The organism is Amycolatopsis roodepoortensis (genome assembly GCF_014873915.1).
Lineage (GTDB): Bacteria > Actinomycetota > Actinomycetes > Mycobacteriales > Pseudonocardiaceae > Amycolatopsis > Amycolatopsis roodepoortensis.
On record NZ_JADBEJ010000001.1, the window covers coordinates 1,753,235 to 1,769,139 of the forward strand.

The window sequence follows — 15,905 nt, forward strand, 5'->3', positions numbered from 1 at the left end:
CCCCACCGGAGAGAAGGAACAATGAAGTTCACGAAACTGGCCACACTGGCCGTGGCGGTCGGCCTCGGTGCCGCGCTCACGGCCTGCGGTTCGAGTGAGAAGACCGTCGATCAGCAGGCGGCCGCGAGCGGTGCCGCGGGCGGCCTGGTCGGCGTCACCATGCCGACCAAGTCGTCGGAGCGCTGGATCCACGACGGCGACAACATCAAGGCGGCGCTGGAGAAGCTGGGCTACCAGGTCGACCTGCAGTACGCCGAGGACGACATCCCCACCCAGGTGAACCAGATCGAGAACCAGATCACCAAGGGCGCGAAGCTGCTCGTGATCGCCTCGATCGACGGCACCGCGATCACCACCCAGCTGCAGGAGGCCGCGGACAAGAAGATCCCGGTCATCGCCTACGACCGGTTGATCCGCAACACCCCGAACGTCGACTACTACGCGACCTTCGACAACTTCAAGGTCGGCGTGCAGCAGGCGACGTCGCTGCTCACCGGGCTCAAGGTGCTCAAGGAGGACGGCACGCCCGGCGAGGGCAAGGGACCGTTCAACGTCGAGCTCTTCGCCGGTTCGCCGGACGACAACAACGCGACGTTCTTCTTCAACGGCGCCATGTCCGTGCTGAAGCCGTACCTCGACAACGGCACGCTGGTCGTCAAGAGCGGCCAGACCGCTTTCAACGTCGCGGCGATTCTCCGCTGGCAGGCGGCGACCGCGCAGCGGCGGATGGAAGACCTGCTGACCAAGACCTACAGCTCCGGCGACAAGGTGCAGGGCGTGCTCTCACCGTACGACGGGCTCTCGATCGGCATCCTCTCGGCGCTGAAGAGCAACGGCTACGGTACCCCGGGTCAGCCGTACCCCGTGGTCACCGGCCAGGACGCCGAGGTCGCGTCGGTGAAGTCGATCATCGCGAACGAGCAGTACTCGACGATCTTCAAGGACACCCGCAAGCTCGCCGAGACCACGGTCAAGATGGCCGACGCGGTGCTCAAGGGCGGCAAGGCCGAGACCAACAACACGACGGACTACAACAACGGCCAGAAGGTCGTGCCGGCGTTCCTGCTGGAGTCGGTGATCCTCAACAAGGGGAACTACCAGAAGGAACTCATCGACTCGGGCTACTACAAAGCGGAACAGCTGAGGTAGCGACGTGACCGACGAAATCCTTCGGATGCGGGGGATCACCAAGACCTTCCCCGGCGTCAAGGCGCTGCAGGACGTCAACCTGTCGGTGCGCCGGGGAGAGATCCACGCGATCTGCGGCGAGAACGGCGCGGGCAAGTCCACGCTGATGAAGGTGCTCTCGGGCGTCTACGCGCACGGCTCGTACGACGGCGAGATCGTCTTCGACGGCGAGCCGTGCGCGTTCTCCGCGATCCGCGACAGCGAACGCCGCGGCATCGTGATCATCCACCAGGAACTCGCGCTGTGCCAGCAACTGTCCATCGCGGAGAACATCTTCCTCGGCAACGAGAAGGCGCGCGGCGGGCTGATCGACTGGAACCGGACCAACTCCGAGGCCGGTGAGCTGCTGCGGCGCGTCGGCCTGCGGGAGAACCCGGTGACGCCGGTGCTCGACATCGGCGTCGGCAAACAGCAGCTGGTGGAGATCGCCAAGGCACTGTCCAAAGAGGTCAAACTGCTGATCCTCGACGAGCCGACGGCGGCGCTGAACGACGACGATTCGGCGCATCTGCTCGAACTGCTGCGCGGCCTGCGCGACGACGGCGTCACCTGCGTCCTGATCTCGCACAAGCTCAACGAGATCGCCGCGATCGCCGATTCGATCACCATCCTGCGTGACGGCAGGACGATCGAGACGCTCGACGCGAGCACGGTGACCGAAGACCGGATCATCGCCGGGATGGTCGGCCGGAAGCTGGAGAACCGGTTTCCGCCGAGGGAACCGCGGATCGGCGACGAGGTCCTCCGGATCGAGGACTGGACCGTGCACAGCCCGACGCAACACGGCCGGGTGGTGGTCGACGGCGCGAGCCTGACGCTGCGGCGCGGCGAGATCGTCGGGCTGGCGGGATTGATGGGCGCCGGGCGGACCGAGCTCGCGATGAGCGTGTTCGGCCGCTCGTACGGCAAGGACATCTCCGGTCGCCTGGTCAAGGACGGCAAGGAGATCGAGGTGCGCACGGTCGGCGACGCCGTCGCCAACGGGATCGCGTACGCCACCGAGGACCGCAAACGCTACGGGCTCAACCTCATCGAGGACATCCAGCGCAACATCTCCGGCGCGGCGCTGGGCAAACTCGCCCGGCGCGGCTGGGTGGACGAGAACGAAGAACATCGTGTCGCGGAGGAATTCCGCAAGAGCATGAACATCAAGGCACCGGACGTGCGCAGCGTGACCGGCACGCTCTCCGGCGGCAACCAGCAGAAGGTCGTGCTGTCCAAATGGATCCTCACCGATCCGGACGTGCTGATCCTCGACGAGCCCACCCGCGGCATCGACGTCGGCGCGAAGTACGAGATCTACACGATCGTCAACCGGCTCGCCGACGAGGGGAAGGCCGTGCTGGTCATCTCCTCCGAGCTGCCGGAGCTGCTCGGTCTGTGCGACCGGATCTACACGCTGTCGGCGGGCCGGATCACCGGTGAGGTCGGCCGGGCCGAGGCCACCCAAGAGGTCCTCATGCGGGCGATGACCAGGGAACAGGAGTAAGACATGAGCACCGCCTCCGCCGACACCGTCACCGGTGTCGGTGACCAGCAGGGAGCCGCGCCGGCCAGGGCGCCGCGCCGGATCTCGTTCAACCCGCGAGAGAGCGGCATCTACGTCGCGTTCGCGCTGATCGTCGTGTTGTTCTCGATCCTCACCGGCGGCGCGCTGCTGGAACCGCAGAACATCTCGAACCTGATCGTGCAGAACTCGTACGTCCTGATCCTCGCGATCGGCATGATCCTGATCATCATCGCCGGGCACATCGACCTGTCGGTGGGGTCCGTGGTGGCGCTGACCGGCGCGATCTCGGCCGTGCTGATGGTGAACATGGGCATGGCGTGGCCGCTCGCGCTGCTGATCACGCTGGCCGTCGGCGCGGTGATCGGGGCGTGGCAAGGGTATTGGGTCGCCTACTTCGGCATTCCCGCGTTCATCGTGACGCTGGCGGGGATGCTGATCTTCCGCGCCCTCACCCTCACCGTGCTCGGTAACCAGGGCATCGGCCCGTTCCCGGACGAGGTGCGGACGCTGGCGAACGGGTTCACCGGCGGCTACCTCGGCAACATCGGGCTCGGCCCGCTCGGCGGCGCCGACGTGGTCAGCCTGCTGGTGGGCGCCCTGGCCATCGCGGGCGCGGTCGTCTCGCGGTGGCGCAAGCGGACGGCACGGCTGAACTACCTGCAGGAGGTGGACCCGCTGCCGATGTTCCTGCTGAAGATCGTCGCGGCGGCCGCCGTCGTGCTGTTCGTGGTGGTGCAGCTGGCGCGGTACAAGAACCTGCCGTGGGTGCTGATCCTGCTGTCCGTGCTGGTGATCGGCTACTCGCTGGTGACGACGCGCGCGGTGTTCGGCCGCCACATCTACGCCATCGGCGGGAACCTCCAGGCCGCGACGCTGTCCGGCGTCAAGGTCAAGTCCGTGACGTTCTGGATCTTCGTCAACATGGGCGTGCTGTCGGCCCTCGCGGGGATCATCGTGGCCGGACGGCTCAACCAGGCCGGACCGACCGCGGGCAACATGTTCGAACTCGACGCGATCGCCGCGGCGTTCATCGGCGGCGCCGCGGTCCAGGGCGGCGTCGGCAAGGTGGTCGGCGCGATCACCGGCGGCCTGATCATGGGCGTGATCAACAACGGCATGTCCCTCATCGGCGCGCCGACCGAGAGCGTGAACCTGGTCAAGGGTTTCGTGCTGCTCGCCGCCGTCGCCTACGACATCTGGACGAAACGGCGGGCCCGGACCGCCGCCTGACGGTCGTGAGTGTTTCGGGTCGTTCCGACGGCCCGAAACACTCACGACCCGCTCGACCCATTCCTCGCAACGTCGCGAAAGGAAGTGCTGTGCGCAGCAGGTCAACCCGGATCAGTGTGCTGTCCCTGACCATCGCCGCCGGTGTCCTCGTGCCCGTTCAGACCGCTTCGGGCCAGACACCGACGACCGACTACAGCCTCGCCGTGGACGCGGCGGGACGCGGCGCCACGATCGACCGTTCGATGTACGGCGTCTTCTTCGAGGACATCAACCGCGCGGCGGACGGCGGCCTGTACGCCGAACTCGTGCAGAACCGGTCCTTCGAGTACGACAAGGCCGACAACGCGTCGTACACGCCGCTGACCGCATGGGCGCCCACGTCGCTCAACGGCGGGACCGGTACGGCGACGGTGGCCGACGACGACCGGCGGCTCAACGAGCGGAACCGCCGCTATCTCAAGCTCGACCTCACCCGTGGCGAGTACGGCGTCGCGAATTCGGGCTACAACTCGGGCATCCGGGTCGAGAAGGGCAAGCAGTACGACTTCTCGGTGTTCGCGCGGTCAGATCGCGCGGCGGGAACCCCGCTCACAGCCGCCGTCACCGATCCGGCGGGCAAGGCGCTCGCCGATCCCTTGCGGGTGCAGGTCCGCGGCGACGGCTGGGTGAAGTACACCGGCGCCTTCCGGGCGCGGGAGTCGAGCGCGCTGGGCAGGCTCGCGCTGACCGCGTCCGGTGGTGGCACGCTGCGGCTGGACATGGTGTCGCTGTTCCCGCGCGACACCTACAAGAACCGGCCCAACGGTATGCGGGCCGATCTCGCGGAGAAGATCGCCGCGCTCAAACCCGGTTTCGTGCGGTTCCCCGGCGGCTGCCTGGTCAACACCGGCAGCCACCAGGGTTACGAGGCGCCGAACTGGGAACGGAAGCGCTCGTACCAGTGGAAGGACACCATCGGCCCGGTCGAGCAGCGGGCCACGAACGCGAACTTCTGGGGCTACAATCAGAGTTACGGCATCGGCTACTACGAGTACTTCCAGTTCTCCGAGGACATTGGCGCGATGCCGTTGCCCGTGGTGCCGGCGCTGGTCACCGGCTGCGGGCAGAACAAGGCGACCGACGATCCGGCGCTGCTGCGGCGGCACATCCAGGACACCCTCGACCTGATCGAGTTCGCGAACGGCCCGGTCACCTCGACCTGGGGAAAGAAGCGAGCCGAGATGGGGCATCCGGCGCCGTTCAACCTGACGCATGTCGGCGTCGGCAACGAGGAGAACCTGCCCGACGAGTTCTTCGCCCGCTTCACCGAGTTCCGCAAGGCGATCGCGGCGAAGTACCCGGGGATCACGGTGATCAGCAACTCGGGACCGGACGACACCGGCTCGACGTTCGACCGGCTGTGGGACCTGAACCGGAACGCGAAGGTCTCGATGGTCGACGAGCATTACTACAACAGCCCGCAGTGGTTCCTGCAGAACAACCAGCGGTACGACACCTACGACCGCAACGGCCCGAAGGTGTTCCTCGGCGAGTACGCGTCGCTGGACAACAAGTTCGGCAACGCGCTGGCCGAAGCCGCGTACATGACCGGGCTGGAGCGGAACGCCGACATCGTCAAACTCGCGTCGTACGCGCCGCTGCTGGCGAACACCGACTACGTGCAGTGGAAACCGGACATGATCTGGTTCGACAACCAGCGTTCGTGGGGTTCGGCCAGTTACGAGACGCAGAAGCTGTTCATGACCAACGTCGGCGACCACGTCGTCCCGAGCAAGGCCTCGGCCACGCCTGCCACGGTCGCGCCGATCTCGGGCGCGATCGGACTGTCCACCTGGGCGACGAGCGCGGCGTACGACGACGTCAAGGTCACGTCGGCCGACGGCGCGCAGCTGTTCTCGGACGACTTCTCCGGCGACGACTCGCGCTGGTCGAAGGTGGCCGGACGGGGTTCTTGGGCTGTGTCGAACGGCGCCTACGTCCAATCGGACCAGGCCGCCGAGAACACGCTGGTAACCGCGGGTGACCCCTCGTGGAGCAACTACGACTTCTCGGTGAAGGCGACCAAGACCGGGGGCAAGGAAGGCTTCCTGGTGGCGTTCGGCGTCAAGGACACCGGCAACAACTACTGGTGGAACCTCGGCGGCTGGAACAACACGGTGTCCGCTGTCGAGAAGACCGAAGGCGGGGGCAAAACGACCCTGCTCCAGAACGACACCAAGATCGAGACCGGCAGGCAGTACGACCTGCGGGTCGAGGTCCGCGGCCGTCAGGTCACGCTGTTCCTCGACGGACAGAAGTGGGGTTCGTTCACCGACGACAAGGTCGCCGAGCCGTTCCGGCAGGTCGTCACGCGCGACGTCAAGACCGGCGAACTTCTGGTCAAGGTCGTCAACGCCCAGGCCGCGGCCGCCCGCACCCGGGTCGATCTCGGTACCCGCGTCCAGCCGGGGTCGACCGCCCGCGTGACGACGCTCCAGGGCTCGCCGGACGACGTCAACACCGCCTTCAGCACGCCGATCGCGCCACGCGAATCGCGGTTCTCCGGCGTGTCGAACAGCTTCACCTACACCTTCCCACCGAACTCCGTGACCTTCCTGCGGTTCCCGGCCCGAGTGAGGGGATGACCATGACCATCGACCGTCGTGACCTGTTCAGAGCCGGAGGCGGGCTCCTGGCCGTCACCGCCGTCGGCAGCCTGGCGCCGGGTACGGCCCAAGCCGCCGAGGCCTCTCCCGCCTCGCTGACCACCCGGAATCCGCTGGTCGAACAGCGGGCCGACCCGTTCATCACCCGGCCGGTGAACGGGATGTACTACCTGACCGGTTCGGTGCCGGAGTACGACCGCATCGTCGTGCGTGGTGCCGCCACGATCGACGGCCTGGCCACCGCCAGGGAGACGACGATCTGGCGACGTCCGTCGTCGGGGAAGATGGGCGGCCATATCTGGGCGCCGGAACTGCACCGGATCGACGGGCGCTGGTACGTCTACTTCGCCGCGGGTGACTCCGACGACGTGTTCCGCATCCGGACCTACGTCCTGGAGTCCACTTCGGACGATCCGCGGGCGGGAACGTGGGTGCTGCGCGGGCAGATGGTGACCAAATGGGACACCTTCACCCTCGATTCGACGACGTTCGAGCATCGCGGCAAACGCTACTTCGCCTGGGCGCAGAGCGAACCGGGGATCGCGACCAACAGCAACCTGTACCTCTCGGAGATGGCCTCGCCGCTGGCGCTCAAGGGTGACCCTGTCCGGCTCGCGGTGCCGACCCTGCCTTGGGAAGTTCAGGGCTTCAAGGTCAACGAGGGGCCGGCGGTGCTCATCCGCAACGGGCGGGTGTTCATGACCTACTCGGCGAGCGCCACCGACGCCCGGTACTGCATGGGCTTGCTGACCGCGGACGAACGTTCGGATCTGCTCGACCCGCGTTCGTGGACGAAGTCCCCGCAGCCGGTATTCACCACGAACGAGGCCACCCGGCAGTACGGGCCGGGGCACAACTCGTTCACCGTCGCCGAGGACGGCTCGGACGTGCTCGTGTACCACGCCCGCGACTACCGCGACATCACCGGCGACCCGTTGTACGACCCGAACCGGCACACCCGGGTGCAGCGGTTGTACTGGAACGACGATGGCACGCCAAGTTTCGGTGTCCCGGTGGGCAAAGGCGGTCCTTGTGTGCGACTGTCCCCGATGGACGATCCGGCGTTGTACGTGCGGCACTACGAGTACCGGCTGACCGCCGACGGCAACGTCCGGGAGCTCGCCGACTCGCAGTTCCGGATCGTCGCGGGGTTCCGCGGAGCGGGCACCGTCGCACTGCAATCGGTGAACTTCCCGGATCGGTACGTCCGGGTCGTGGACCCGGCGACCGTGCGGATCGATCCGTACGACGAGAGCGACGCGTACGGCCGGGCGGCTAGTTTCACCCAGGTGCCGGGCCTTTCCGACCGGCTGGCGGTGTCGTTCCGCCTCGCGGGTGAACCTGCCACCTATTTGGCCCACGACAAGGGAAGGATCTTGGTCTTCCGCCCCGGTACCGCGGTGCGGGATCGTCAACGGGTCAGCTTCCGGCTCAGCTGAATTCCCTGGGAGGTTGAACGCAGTGCTGCGAACACGCCCCATCGTCCTGGTCCTGGCAATGCTCGCCGGGACCCTTGTCGCGGCCGTCACTCCGGCGGCCGCCGATGTCCAGTCCTATCTCGACGATCCACGCAAAGTCGCCGAAGGCCAGGAGCCACCGCACGCATTCCTTCGCCCCTACGCCGACGTCTCCGCCGCGGCCCGCCGCGATGAACGCAGTCCGTACACCCAGTCGCTGGACGGCAAGTGGCGGATCGCGATGGCGGACAACCCGTCTCAGGTCCCGGCGGGATTCCACGAGGACGGCTACGACGTCTCGCGCTGGCGTGAGGTGTCCGTCCCGCACACCTGGCAGACGGACGGTCTGGACCACCCGATCTTCCGCAACATCGCCACCGAGATCCAGCCCGACGACCCGCCGCGCGTCCCGCGTGACGTCAACCCGACCGGCGCCTACGTCCGTGACTTCACCCTGCCCGCGGACTGGGCGGAACGTGAGACCTTCCTGCGCTTCGAGGGTGTCACGTCGGCGTACTTCGTCTGGGTCAACGGGAAGTACATCGGCTACGACCAGGGCGGCTACACGCCGGCGGAGTTCGACATCTCCTCCGCGCTGCGCCCTGGCCCGAACCGGATCGCCGTGCAAGTGCACCGCTGGAGCGCGGGCGCCTATCTGGAGGACGTCGACCAGTGGCGGTACTCGGGCATCTTCCGCTCGGTGACCCTGCATTCGACGCCGGGGACGTTCATCCAGGACGTCGGGCTGACGACCGATCTCGACGCGACCTACACCGACGCCACCCTCAAGGCCGCGGTCGAGGTCGCCACCAAACCCGGTGGGGCCACGGGCAAGCACCGTGCCGGGCTGAGCCTGCGTGACGCCGCGGGCAAGGAGGTCGGGGCCACGAGCGGGGAGGTCGACGCGGGTGGCAAGACCGCGTTGAGCCTGCCCGTCCGGAATCCGGCGAAGTGGACCGACGAGACGCCGAACCTGTACACGGCGGTGCTCACGTTGACCGCGCCCGACGGCCGCGTCACGCACATCACCAGCGAGACGGTCGGGTTCCGTGAGATCGAGATCCGCGACAAACAGTTGCTGGTCAACGGGAAACGGGTGCTGTTCAAGGGCGTCAACCGCGCCGAGACCGACCCCGACCACGGCAGGCATGTGCCCCGGCGCGCGCAGGAACGCGACGTCGCGCTGATGAAGCAGCTCAACGTCAACGCGGTCCGCACCTCGCACTATCCGTCGGATCCCTATTTCTACGAACTGGCCGACCGGCACGGGCTCTGGATCGACGACGAAATCGACATCGAGACCCACAACCACGAGAACTGCGCCCGGTACTGTCAGGCGAACGACCCGGCTTGGCGGGACGCGTTCTTCGACCGCATGATCGGCATGGTCGAGCGGGACAAGAACCACCCGAGCGTCTTCCTGTGGGACACCGGCAACGAGGCAGGACTCGGCGCGCATCACTTCGCGCTGGCGGAATGGCTGGACGCGAACGAACCGACCCGGCCGATCTACCACCAGTCGAACAGCCCGGACGGGGACGCGCCGTTCGCGGACGTGTGGGGGCCGCGGTATCCGTCTCCGGAGAAGTTCGAGGAGCAGGCGAAGAACACCACCAAACCGCTGATCTTCGGCGAGTACGCCCACGCCATGGGCAACAGCCTCGGCAACTTCCGGGAGTTCTGGGACACCATCCGGGCGAATCCGCAGACCCAGGGCGGGTTCATCTGGGACTGGGCGGAGCAGAACATCCGGCAGCGGATCCGGATCACGCCCGATTCGTCGGGTAACGACATCTCGGCGCATCTCAGCGGGAAGCCGGAGCTGGTCGACGGCCATCGCGGCAAGGCGCTGGCGCTGTCCGGGCTGGACGATTTCGTCGAGGTCTACCGCGACCGGAAGCTCGACATCACCGGGAAGGCGCTGACCCTGGACGCCTGGGTGAAGCCCGGGAAGTGGACCGGCGACTTCCGCATCCTCGGCAAGGGCGATCACCAGTACGCGCTCAAGATGAAGACGGAGGACACGCTGGAGTTCTTCATCCACAGTGGAACGTGGCAGGCGGTGCAGGCGAAGGTGCCCGCCGACTTCTACGGCAACTGGCACCGGGTGAGCGGTACTTACGACGGAACCGCGCTGCGGCTCTACCTCGACGGCAAGGAGATCGGGAGCAAACCGTTCACCGGCGCGATCGACTCGTCCTCGGCGGAGGTCAACATCGGGCGTGACTTCGAGACGTCGTGGAACGACCCGTCGAGTATCGGCTGGATGGGCCGCGGCGCCGTCGACGACGTCCGTATTTATGACAAGCCGCTGTCCGCCGCGGAGCTGTCCGGCTCCACTCCGGCCGGCGGTGCCGTCCTGGCGCTGGACTTCGACAGCGTCGCGGATCGGGGGAGCCACCTTTCCTACGGCTCCAGTCTGTCCGGTGTGGACGGCCTGATCGGCACGGATCGTTCGGCGCAGCCGGAGACCGCGCAGATGGCGTGGGCGCACCAACCGCTCCGGTTCGCCTACTCGGGTGGTTCGTTGTCGGTGACCAACGAGCGTCAATTCAAGGGCACCGACGAGCTGAACCTGCGGTGGCGGGTCCAGGAAGGCTCCCGGATCGTCGCTCGTGGCGAACAGCCGTTGCGGGTCGGCGCCGGGACGACCGGGCGGGTCGCCGTACCCGTGCCGCCGAACCCCGCGGACCGGGAGCGGTTCCTCACCGTCGAGGCGGTGACGACCCAGGGCGAGCCGATGCTCGCGCGGGGACATGTCCTGGCGCACGACCAGTTCTCCCTCGGCGGGAAGCGGGTGCCGGGCCTGGACAGGTCGCCGCTCGACGGGAAGTCCGTCGGTGTCGTCGAGGACGCGGGTTCGGTGACGGCGTCGGCGGCCGGCGTCACGTACCGGGTGGACAAGGCCACCGGTGCGCTGGCGTCGATCCGGCACCAGGGCAAGGAACTGCTGACCGCCGGGCCGAAGCTCGACGCTTGGCGAGCGCCCATCAGCAACGAGACCTTCGCCTGGGGCAGGGCCGAGGGCGAGGACTGGCGCAAGGCCGGCCTGGACCGTTTGAAGACCACGGTCACCGGCGTGCGGGTCGAGAAGGACGGCTCGCGCGGTGTGCGGGTGATCGTCGACAGCCGGGTCGCGGCGCCGGACGTCGCCGGGGCGTGGTTCGACCAGACGATGACCTACGCGGTGGACCGGACCGGGACCCTGAGCCTCGGCAATCGGGTGATTCCGCAGGGGAGTGTGCGCACACTGCCGTATCTGCCCCGGATCGGTGTCTCGCTCGCGGTCCCGGACCGATACGACCGGTTCGCCTGGTATGGGCGGAAAGCCGAGAGTTACGTCGACCGGAAGGACGGGACGCCGATCGGCGTGCAGTCGAGCACGGTGGACCAGCAGTACGTCGAGTACCACCGGCCGCAGGACCACGGAAACCACACCGACAGCCGGTGGGCGCTGCTGACCGATGGCCGGACCGGGGGCCTGCTGGTCGGCGGTGCGAACGACGTCAGCGTGACGCCTTTCGACGACCTCGATCGGGCGGCGTATCCCTTCCAGCTGCAGCGCAACAAGGGCTGGTTCACCCTGCACGCGAGCCACGCGGTGACCGGGGTCGGTGACACGCCGAACCCGGTGCGGGAACGCAGCCAGGTCCAACCGGACAGCACGTACGAGTACACGCTGTCGCTTCGGCCGTTGACGCAGCAGGAAGCGCGGGCGGGGCTGCCGACCGGCGGGTGACCCTATGCGCCTCGTGAGTGGTAAGGACGGTTCTAACCGTCCTTACCACTCACGAGTTGCGGCAGTCGCTAGTCTTGATCTTCGACTGCGAGGGAGACTGAATTCATGGCGGAATGGGCCGATCTGGTCGCGTTCGTACGGCACGAATATCGGGTGGTTAAGGACGAACCGGACGAAATCCGCATCCGGTTGTCCTACGGTGACGACGACTACGAAGAGCGAGCCCAGACCGTGGTCATCGCGCGGGAGGTCTTCGACCGCCGCGAGGACTGGGTGCAGATCGCGACGCCGTTCGCGCGCGTCGACCAGGTCGACCTCACGACCGTGCTGACCGAGATCGGCAACACGATCGTCGTAGGGGGACTGGTGGTCATGGGCGAGCACTTGGTGCTGCGCCATTCCCTGCCGTTGGTGAACCTCGACATCAACGAGTTCACCGACCCGCTGGAACTCGTCGCGGGCTCGGCGGAATTGCTGGAGCAGCAGTTCACCGGACGCGACGACTACTGAGCCGCGTGACCTCGTCGAACGAGGTCACGCGTTCGCATTCCTCTTCCGTCAGCCTGTTGATCGCTGCCCGGTACGCCTGCGCTTGAGGCGTACCGGGCAGTTCGCCGTCGAGGAGAAGCGGAAGGCCGAGTTCGAAACCGCAGCGGGCCCGCGCGCCGTAGCGGTGCCGGGTGCGGGCGACCGCGGTGGCGACGCGGAGTCCGTGCTCCGTGCCTGGCGGTGTGGCAGGCCGGTCGGTTTCGATCGCCGCGAAACGGAACCCATCGGCCTGGTCGCATTTCTCGCAGCCAACGGGACCCGAGCCGAGCCTGTTGCCGCAGTCGGAGCAGGTCAACCTGTCGAAAGCGGCGTCGACGACCCGCCATTCGAACACGGAAGTGTCGGCGACGACCGATTCGGCGAGGTCGATTTCTTCGGTGGTACCGGCGGCCACCCCGTATTCCGCGAGGAACAGCCGCCAGCGGTCCTCGATAGTCGCTTCGACGGCCGTCAAGGCCTCGGCGGGGCGGCCGCCGCGCGGAAGAGCGGTCATGGCGAAGACTCGCTGTTTCGCGTGGATAAGGTGTGTGACATGGGTTCCTCGAGGTGGGGTGGGCTCGCGGCCCTGCTCGCGGGATTCTTCGTGCTCCTGCTGGACACGACCATTGTCGCGGTGGCGAGCCCGAGCATCCAAGCCGATCTCGGCGGGGACGTCGCCGCGTTGTTCTGGGTGACGGCGGGTTATCTGCTCGCGTTTTCGGTACCGTTACTGGTCGCCGGTCGTCTCGGCGATCTCTTCGACCCGAAGCGGGTCTATCTGTTCGGCATGGGAGGTTTCGGCGTCGCCTCGGCGCTGTGCGGGATCGCGCCGTCGATCGGCTGGCTCATCGCGTTCCGGATCCTGCAAGGCCTGGCGGCGGCCGCGATGTCACCGCAACCACTCACGTTGATCCGGCGGCTCTTCGCCGAAGACGAGCGGGGTCGCGCGTTCGGCATCTGGGGCTCGGTGGCGGCGGCCGCCACCTTGCTGGGGCCCATTCTGGGTGGGCTGCTGACAGCGAGCCTGGATTGGCGCTGGATCTTCTGGATCAACGTGCCGCTCTGCGCCATCGCCGTGGTCGTGGGTATCCGCCTGATTCCGGGAAGTCAAGGAAGTGCGACATGCTTCGATCTGCTCGGAGCCGTGTCGAGTACGGCGGGTTTGAGTCTGCTGGTGTGGGCATTGCTGTCATGGAGCCCGCTTTCGCTGCCTGCGACCGCCCTCGCCGTCGCGCTGCTCGTCTGTTTCTGGTTCCGAGAGCGCAGGCAAGGTGAGGACGCCCTCGCGCCGTTGCGGCTCTATCGCTCGTCCGGGTATCTGTCCGCGAGCCTCGCGATGGCGTCGCTCGGTGCGACGGTTCTCGCGATGGCCTTGCCCACGATGCTCTACATCCAAGACGGCCGCGGTTTCGGCCCGATGGAAGCCGCGATCGTCCTCGCGCCGGACGCCGTCGTCGCGATCCTGCTTTCGCCACCGGCCGGCCGCTGGGTCGACCGGGTGGGCGGGCGCCGGCCGGCGATACTCGGCATGAGCCTTCTCGCGACGAGCCTCCTGCTCATCGGGCTGGTAGTGGTACTGAACCTGAATCCCTGGTGGATCTCGGTGGGCGCCGCGCTGCTGGGCGCTGCCAACGCGATGGCGTGGTCACCGCTGTCCGCCATCGCGATGGCGTCCGTCGACCCCGCTGTCGCGGGCGGTGCCTCCGGTCTGTTCAACACGGTCAGGCAGGTGGGTGCGGTGGCCGGGGTGGCGGTGACCGGCGCGATCCTGACGGGCCTCGAATCGCGGCCGGGCTTGGCTTTCGGTGTCGTGTTCGGGTTCGTCGGTCTTGTCGCCGTTGGCGGTGTCGCGGCCGCGCTCCGGCTGCCTGGGCGCTCTCGGGTGATCGCGGTGGCTTGAGGTCACCCGCAATTAGTCGGCTAATTGCGGTGGTTTGGGGGTTTTGCTTGGGCCTGACACGTTAATGCCCTGTTGGATCGGGTGATGTCGCCTCCGGCGGTCCTCGCGGTGGGGTTGCGAAAGTGGCTTTCGCAACACTGATCGGAGAGAGGGCGAGTGGCCGCGGGCTCGACGCGCTCGCCTTGACGTCGCAATTAGTCGGCTAATTGCGAGACTTGCTCAGAGTGAGCCGCCCTTGGTGGTGGAATCACTCTCCAGTGTTGTTAGTGCAGTTCGCTTGTCGCTTAAAATTACGAACACATGTTCGATAAAGTTCGGTATTATGGAGGCGTGTCCGAGACCTTCCTCCCCGAGTTGCCGCAAGAACTGTGGCGCGCCGGCAAGCTGGAGCTTGCCCATGGCGTGCTGCAGTCTTTGCGGGTGATTCGGGTGGCCACCGCTGGTTTGGGGCGGTTTTTGGCGGAGGTCGAGTCTCGGGGCGCGAAAGACTTATATGGGCATGGCAGTACGGCGAGTTGGCTCGCGGAGATGGCGGGACTGTCGCGGGGTGAAGCGGGTGCGGTGGTCAAGCGGGCCATCGCGTTGAACCCGACCCGTGCTTTGGATGGCACGGATGTTCCTCCTGTGGCGCCTGCGACCGCTGCGGTGGCGGCGGAGGGGTTGGTCGGGGATGAACGGATCGACCAGATCCTGGAGATCTTGAAGAGACTCCCTGCCGATACCTCGGTTGAGGATCGGGCGGTCGCGGAGAAGATCCTCGCCGACCTCGCCCCGAATGCTGGTCCGCACCAGCTCGCCAAGGCTGAAGCGAACCTGCTGGGCTGGCTGGACCCCGACGGCAACGAACCCAAGGAGCCCGAACCCAAGGAACCACGCCGGGAACTCACCCTGGAACGCCGTAGAGACGGATTCTGGAAACTGACCGGGCTGCTGGACGACGAGACCGGTGCCCGAACCGCCGCCGCGCTGGAGGCCTATGCCCAGCCGCGACCGGTCGACGAATTCGGCCAAGCCGACCTGCGGATGAAATGCGAACGCCTGGGCGACGCCTGGGCCGAACTCCTCGACCTCGCCATCGCCTGCCCCGACCAACCCGGCACCAGCGGCTATCGGACTTTGGTGAACGTGACCATCGGGCTTGAGGAACTGAAGTCCGGCCTCGGGAGCGCGTGCCTGGATTTCGTGGGGATGATGACCGCGAGGGAAGCCCGGCTGGCCGCCTGCGACTGCCTGATGTTGCCGGTCGTGATGAGCGCCGCCGGTGAACCCCTCGACGTGGGACGGCTGCGACGATTCGTCACGCCCGGGCAAAGACGGGCGTTGAACATTCGTGACGGTGGCTGTGCGTTCCCGGGCTGTCATCGGAAGCCGAAGAATTGCCACGCTCATCATATTGAGCACTGGGTGGACGGCGGGCCGACGGATCTGCGGAACCTCGTGCTGTTGTGCGGATTCCACCACCGGCTGATTCACCACGGTGACTGGGAAGTGCGGATGGCGGCCGATGGGTTACCGGAATTCATCCCACCCCAGTACCGAGATCCGCTCCGACAACCCCGCCGCAACACCCTGCATCACCGCTGAACCCCGAAGAGCCCGCCAGCCACACCGGCGACGGGCCCTTCGGCATGCCCACTGGGCAGAACGGCGTTCGTGTTCCAACTCGAATCGCTGTGGATGCTGGTGCTTGGCGATCACCGAGTCTGCG

The 15,905-nt window shown here is 66.9% G+C and carries 10 protein-coding genes; 9 read left to right on the forward strand and 1 reads right to left on the reverse strand.

Annotated elements, in window-relative coordinates; genetic code table 11:
- Positions 1–21 precede the first annotated feature (21 nt).
- The 7 genes from chvE to H4W30_RS08035 all read left to right on the forward strand — a co-directional run bounded on the left by chvE (position 22) and on the right by H4W30_RS08035 (position 12,279).
- A complete protein-coding gene (gene chvE / locus H4W30_RS08005; protein WP_192742179.1) occupies positions 22–1,149 on the forward strand; it encodes a multiple monosaccharide ABC transporter substrate-binding protein in 1,128 nt (375 codons plus the stop codon).
- Positions 1,150–1,153: 4 nt separating this feature from the next.
- Complete coding sequence (gene mmsA, locus H4W30_RS08010; RefSeq protein ID WP_007032200.1) at positions 1,154–2,677, forward strand: multiple monosaccharide ABC transporter ATP-binding protein; 1,524 nt, start codon at positions 1,154–1,156, stop codon at positions 2,675–2,677.
- Positions 2,678–2,680: 3 nt separating this feature from the next.
- Positions 2,681–3,928 carry a multiple monosaccharide ABC transporter permease gene (gene mmsB, locus H4W30_RS08015; RefSeq protein ID WP_192742180.1) on the forward strand — a complete coding sequence of 416 codons (1,248 nt, stop codon included), beginning with the start codon at positions 2,681–2,683 and terminating at the stop codon, positions 3,926–3,928.
- An 89-nt stretch (positions 3,929–4,017) separates the two neighbouring features.
- Entirely contained in the window at positions 4,018–6,552 is a 2,535-nt protein-coding gene (locus H4W30_RS08020) for an alpha-L-arabinofuranosidase C-terminal domain-containing protein (RefSeq protein WP_192742181.1), read from the forward strand.
- A gap of 2 nt (positions 6,553–6,554) precedes the next feature.
- Entirely contained in the window at positions 6,555–8,012 is a 1,458-nt protein-coding gene (locus tag H4W30_RS08025) for a family 43 glycosylhydrolase (protein ID WP_225948818.1), read from the forward strand.
- A gap of 22 nt (positions 8,013–8,034) precedes the next feature.
- Complete coding sequence (locus tag H4W30_RS08030; protein WP_192742183.1) at positions 8,035–11,769, forward strand: glycoside hydrolase family 2 TIM barrel-domain containing protein; 3,735 nt, start codon at positions 8,035–8,037, stop codon at positions 11,767–11,769.
- A gap of 105 nt (positions 11,770–11,874) precedes the next feature.
- The gene (locus tag H4W30_RS08035; protein WP_126735010.1) at positions 11,875–12,279 is read left to right on the forward strand and encodes a hypothetical protein; all 405 of its coding nucleotides are present in this window, start codon (positions 11,875–11,877) and stop codon (positions 12,277–12,279) included.
- On the opposite strand, the gene H4W30_RS08040 is transcribed toward H4W30_RS08035, so the two are convergent.
- On the reverse strand, positions 12,257–12,811 hold the full coding sequence (locus H4W30_RS08040; RefSeq protein ID WP_192742184.1) for a hypothetical protein: 555 nt from the start codon (positions 12,809–12,811) through the stop codon (positions 12,257–12,259). The two genes, H4W30_RS08035 and H4W30_RS08040, sit on opposite strands and share 23 nt — an antisense overlap.
- 39 nt (positions 12,812–12,850) lie before the next feature.
- Between H4W30_RS08040 and H4W30_RS08045 the strand changes: the two genes are divergently transcribed.
- Together H4W30_RS08045 and H4W30_RS08050 are read left to right on the forward strand one after the other, a co-directional pair.
- Entirely contained in the window at positions 12,851–14,197 is a 1,347-nt protein-coding gene (locus tag H4W30_RS08045) for an MFS transporter (protein WP_192742185.1), read from the forward strand.
- A gap of 330 nt (positions 14,198–14,527) precedes the next feature.
- On the forward strand, positions 14,528–15,781 hold the full coding sequence (locus H4W30_RS08050; RefSeq protein ID WP_192742186.1) for an HNH endonuclease signature motif containing protein: 1,254 nt from the start codon (positions 14,528–14,530) through the stop codon (positions 15,779–15,781).
- The last annotated feature ends 124 nt before the right edge of the window (positions 15,782–15,905 follow it).

Bases quoted from the DNA above. Each gene is read 5' to 3' on its own strand.
- H4W30_RS08045 (WP_192742185.1), top strand. From the start codon at position 12,851: ATGGGTTCCTCGAGGTGGGGTGGGCTCGCGGCCCTGCTCGCGGGATTC.
- H4W30_RS08035 (WP_126735010.1), top strand. From the start codon at position 11,875: ATGGCGGAATGGGCCGATCTGGTCGCGTTCGTACGGCACGAATATCGG.
- H4W30_RS08040 (WP_192742184.1), bottom strand. From the start codon at position 12,811: ATGACCGCTCTTCCGCGCGGCGGCCGCCCCGCCGAGGCCTTGACGGCC.
- H4W30_RS08025 (WP_225948818.1), top strand. From the start codon at position 6,555: ATGACCATCGACCGTCGTGACCTGTTCAGAGCCGGAGGCGGGCTCCTG.
- chvE (WP_192742179.1), top strand. From the start codon at position 22: ATGAAGTTCACGAAACTGGCCACACTGGCCGTGGCGGTCGGCCTCGGT.
- mmsB (WP_192742180.1), top strand. From the start codon at position 2,681: ATGAGCACCGCCTCCGCCGACACCGTCACCGGTGTCGGTGACCAGCAG.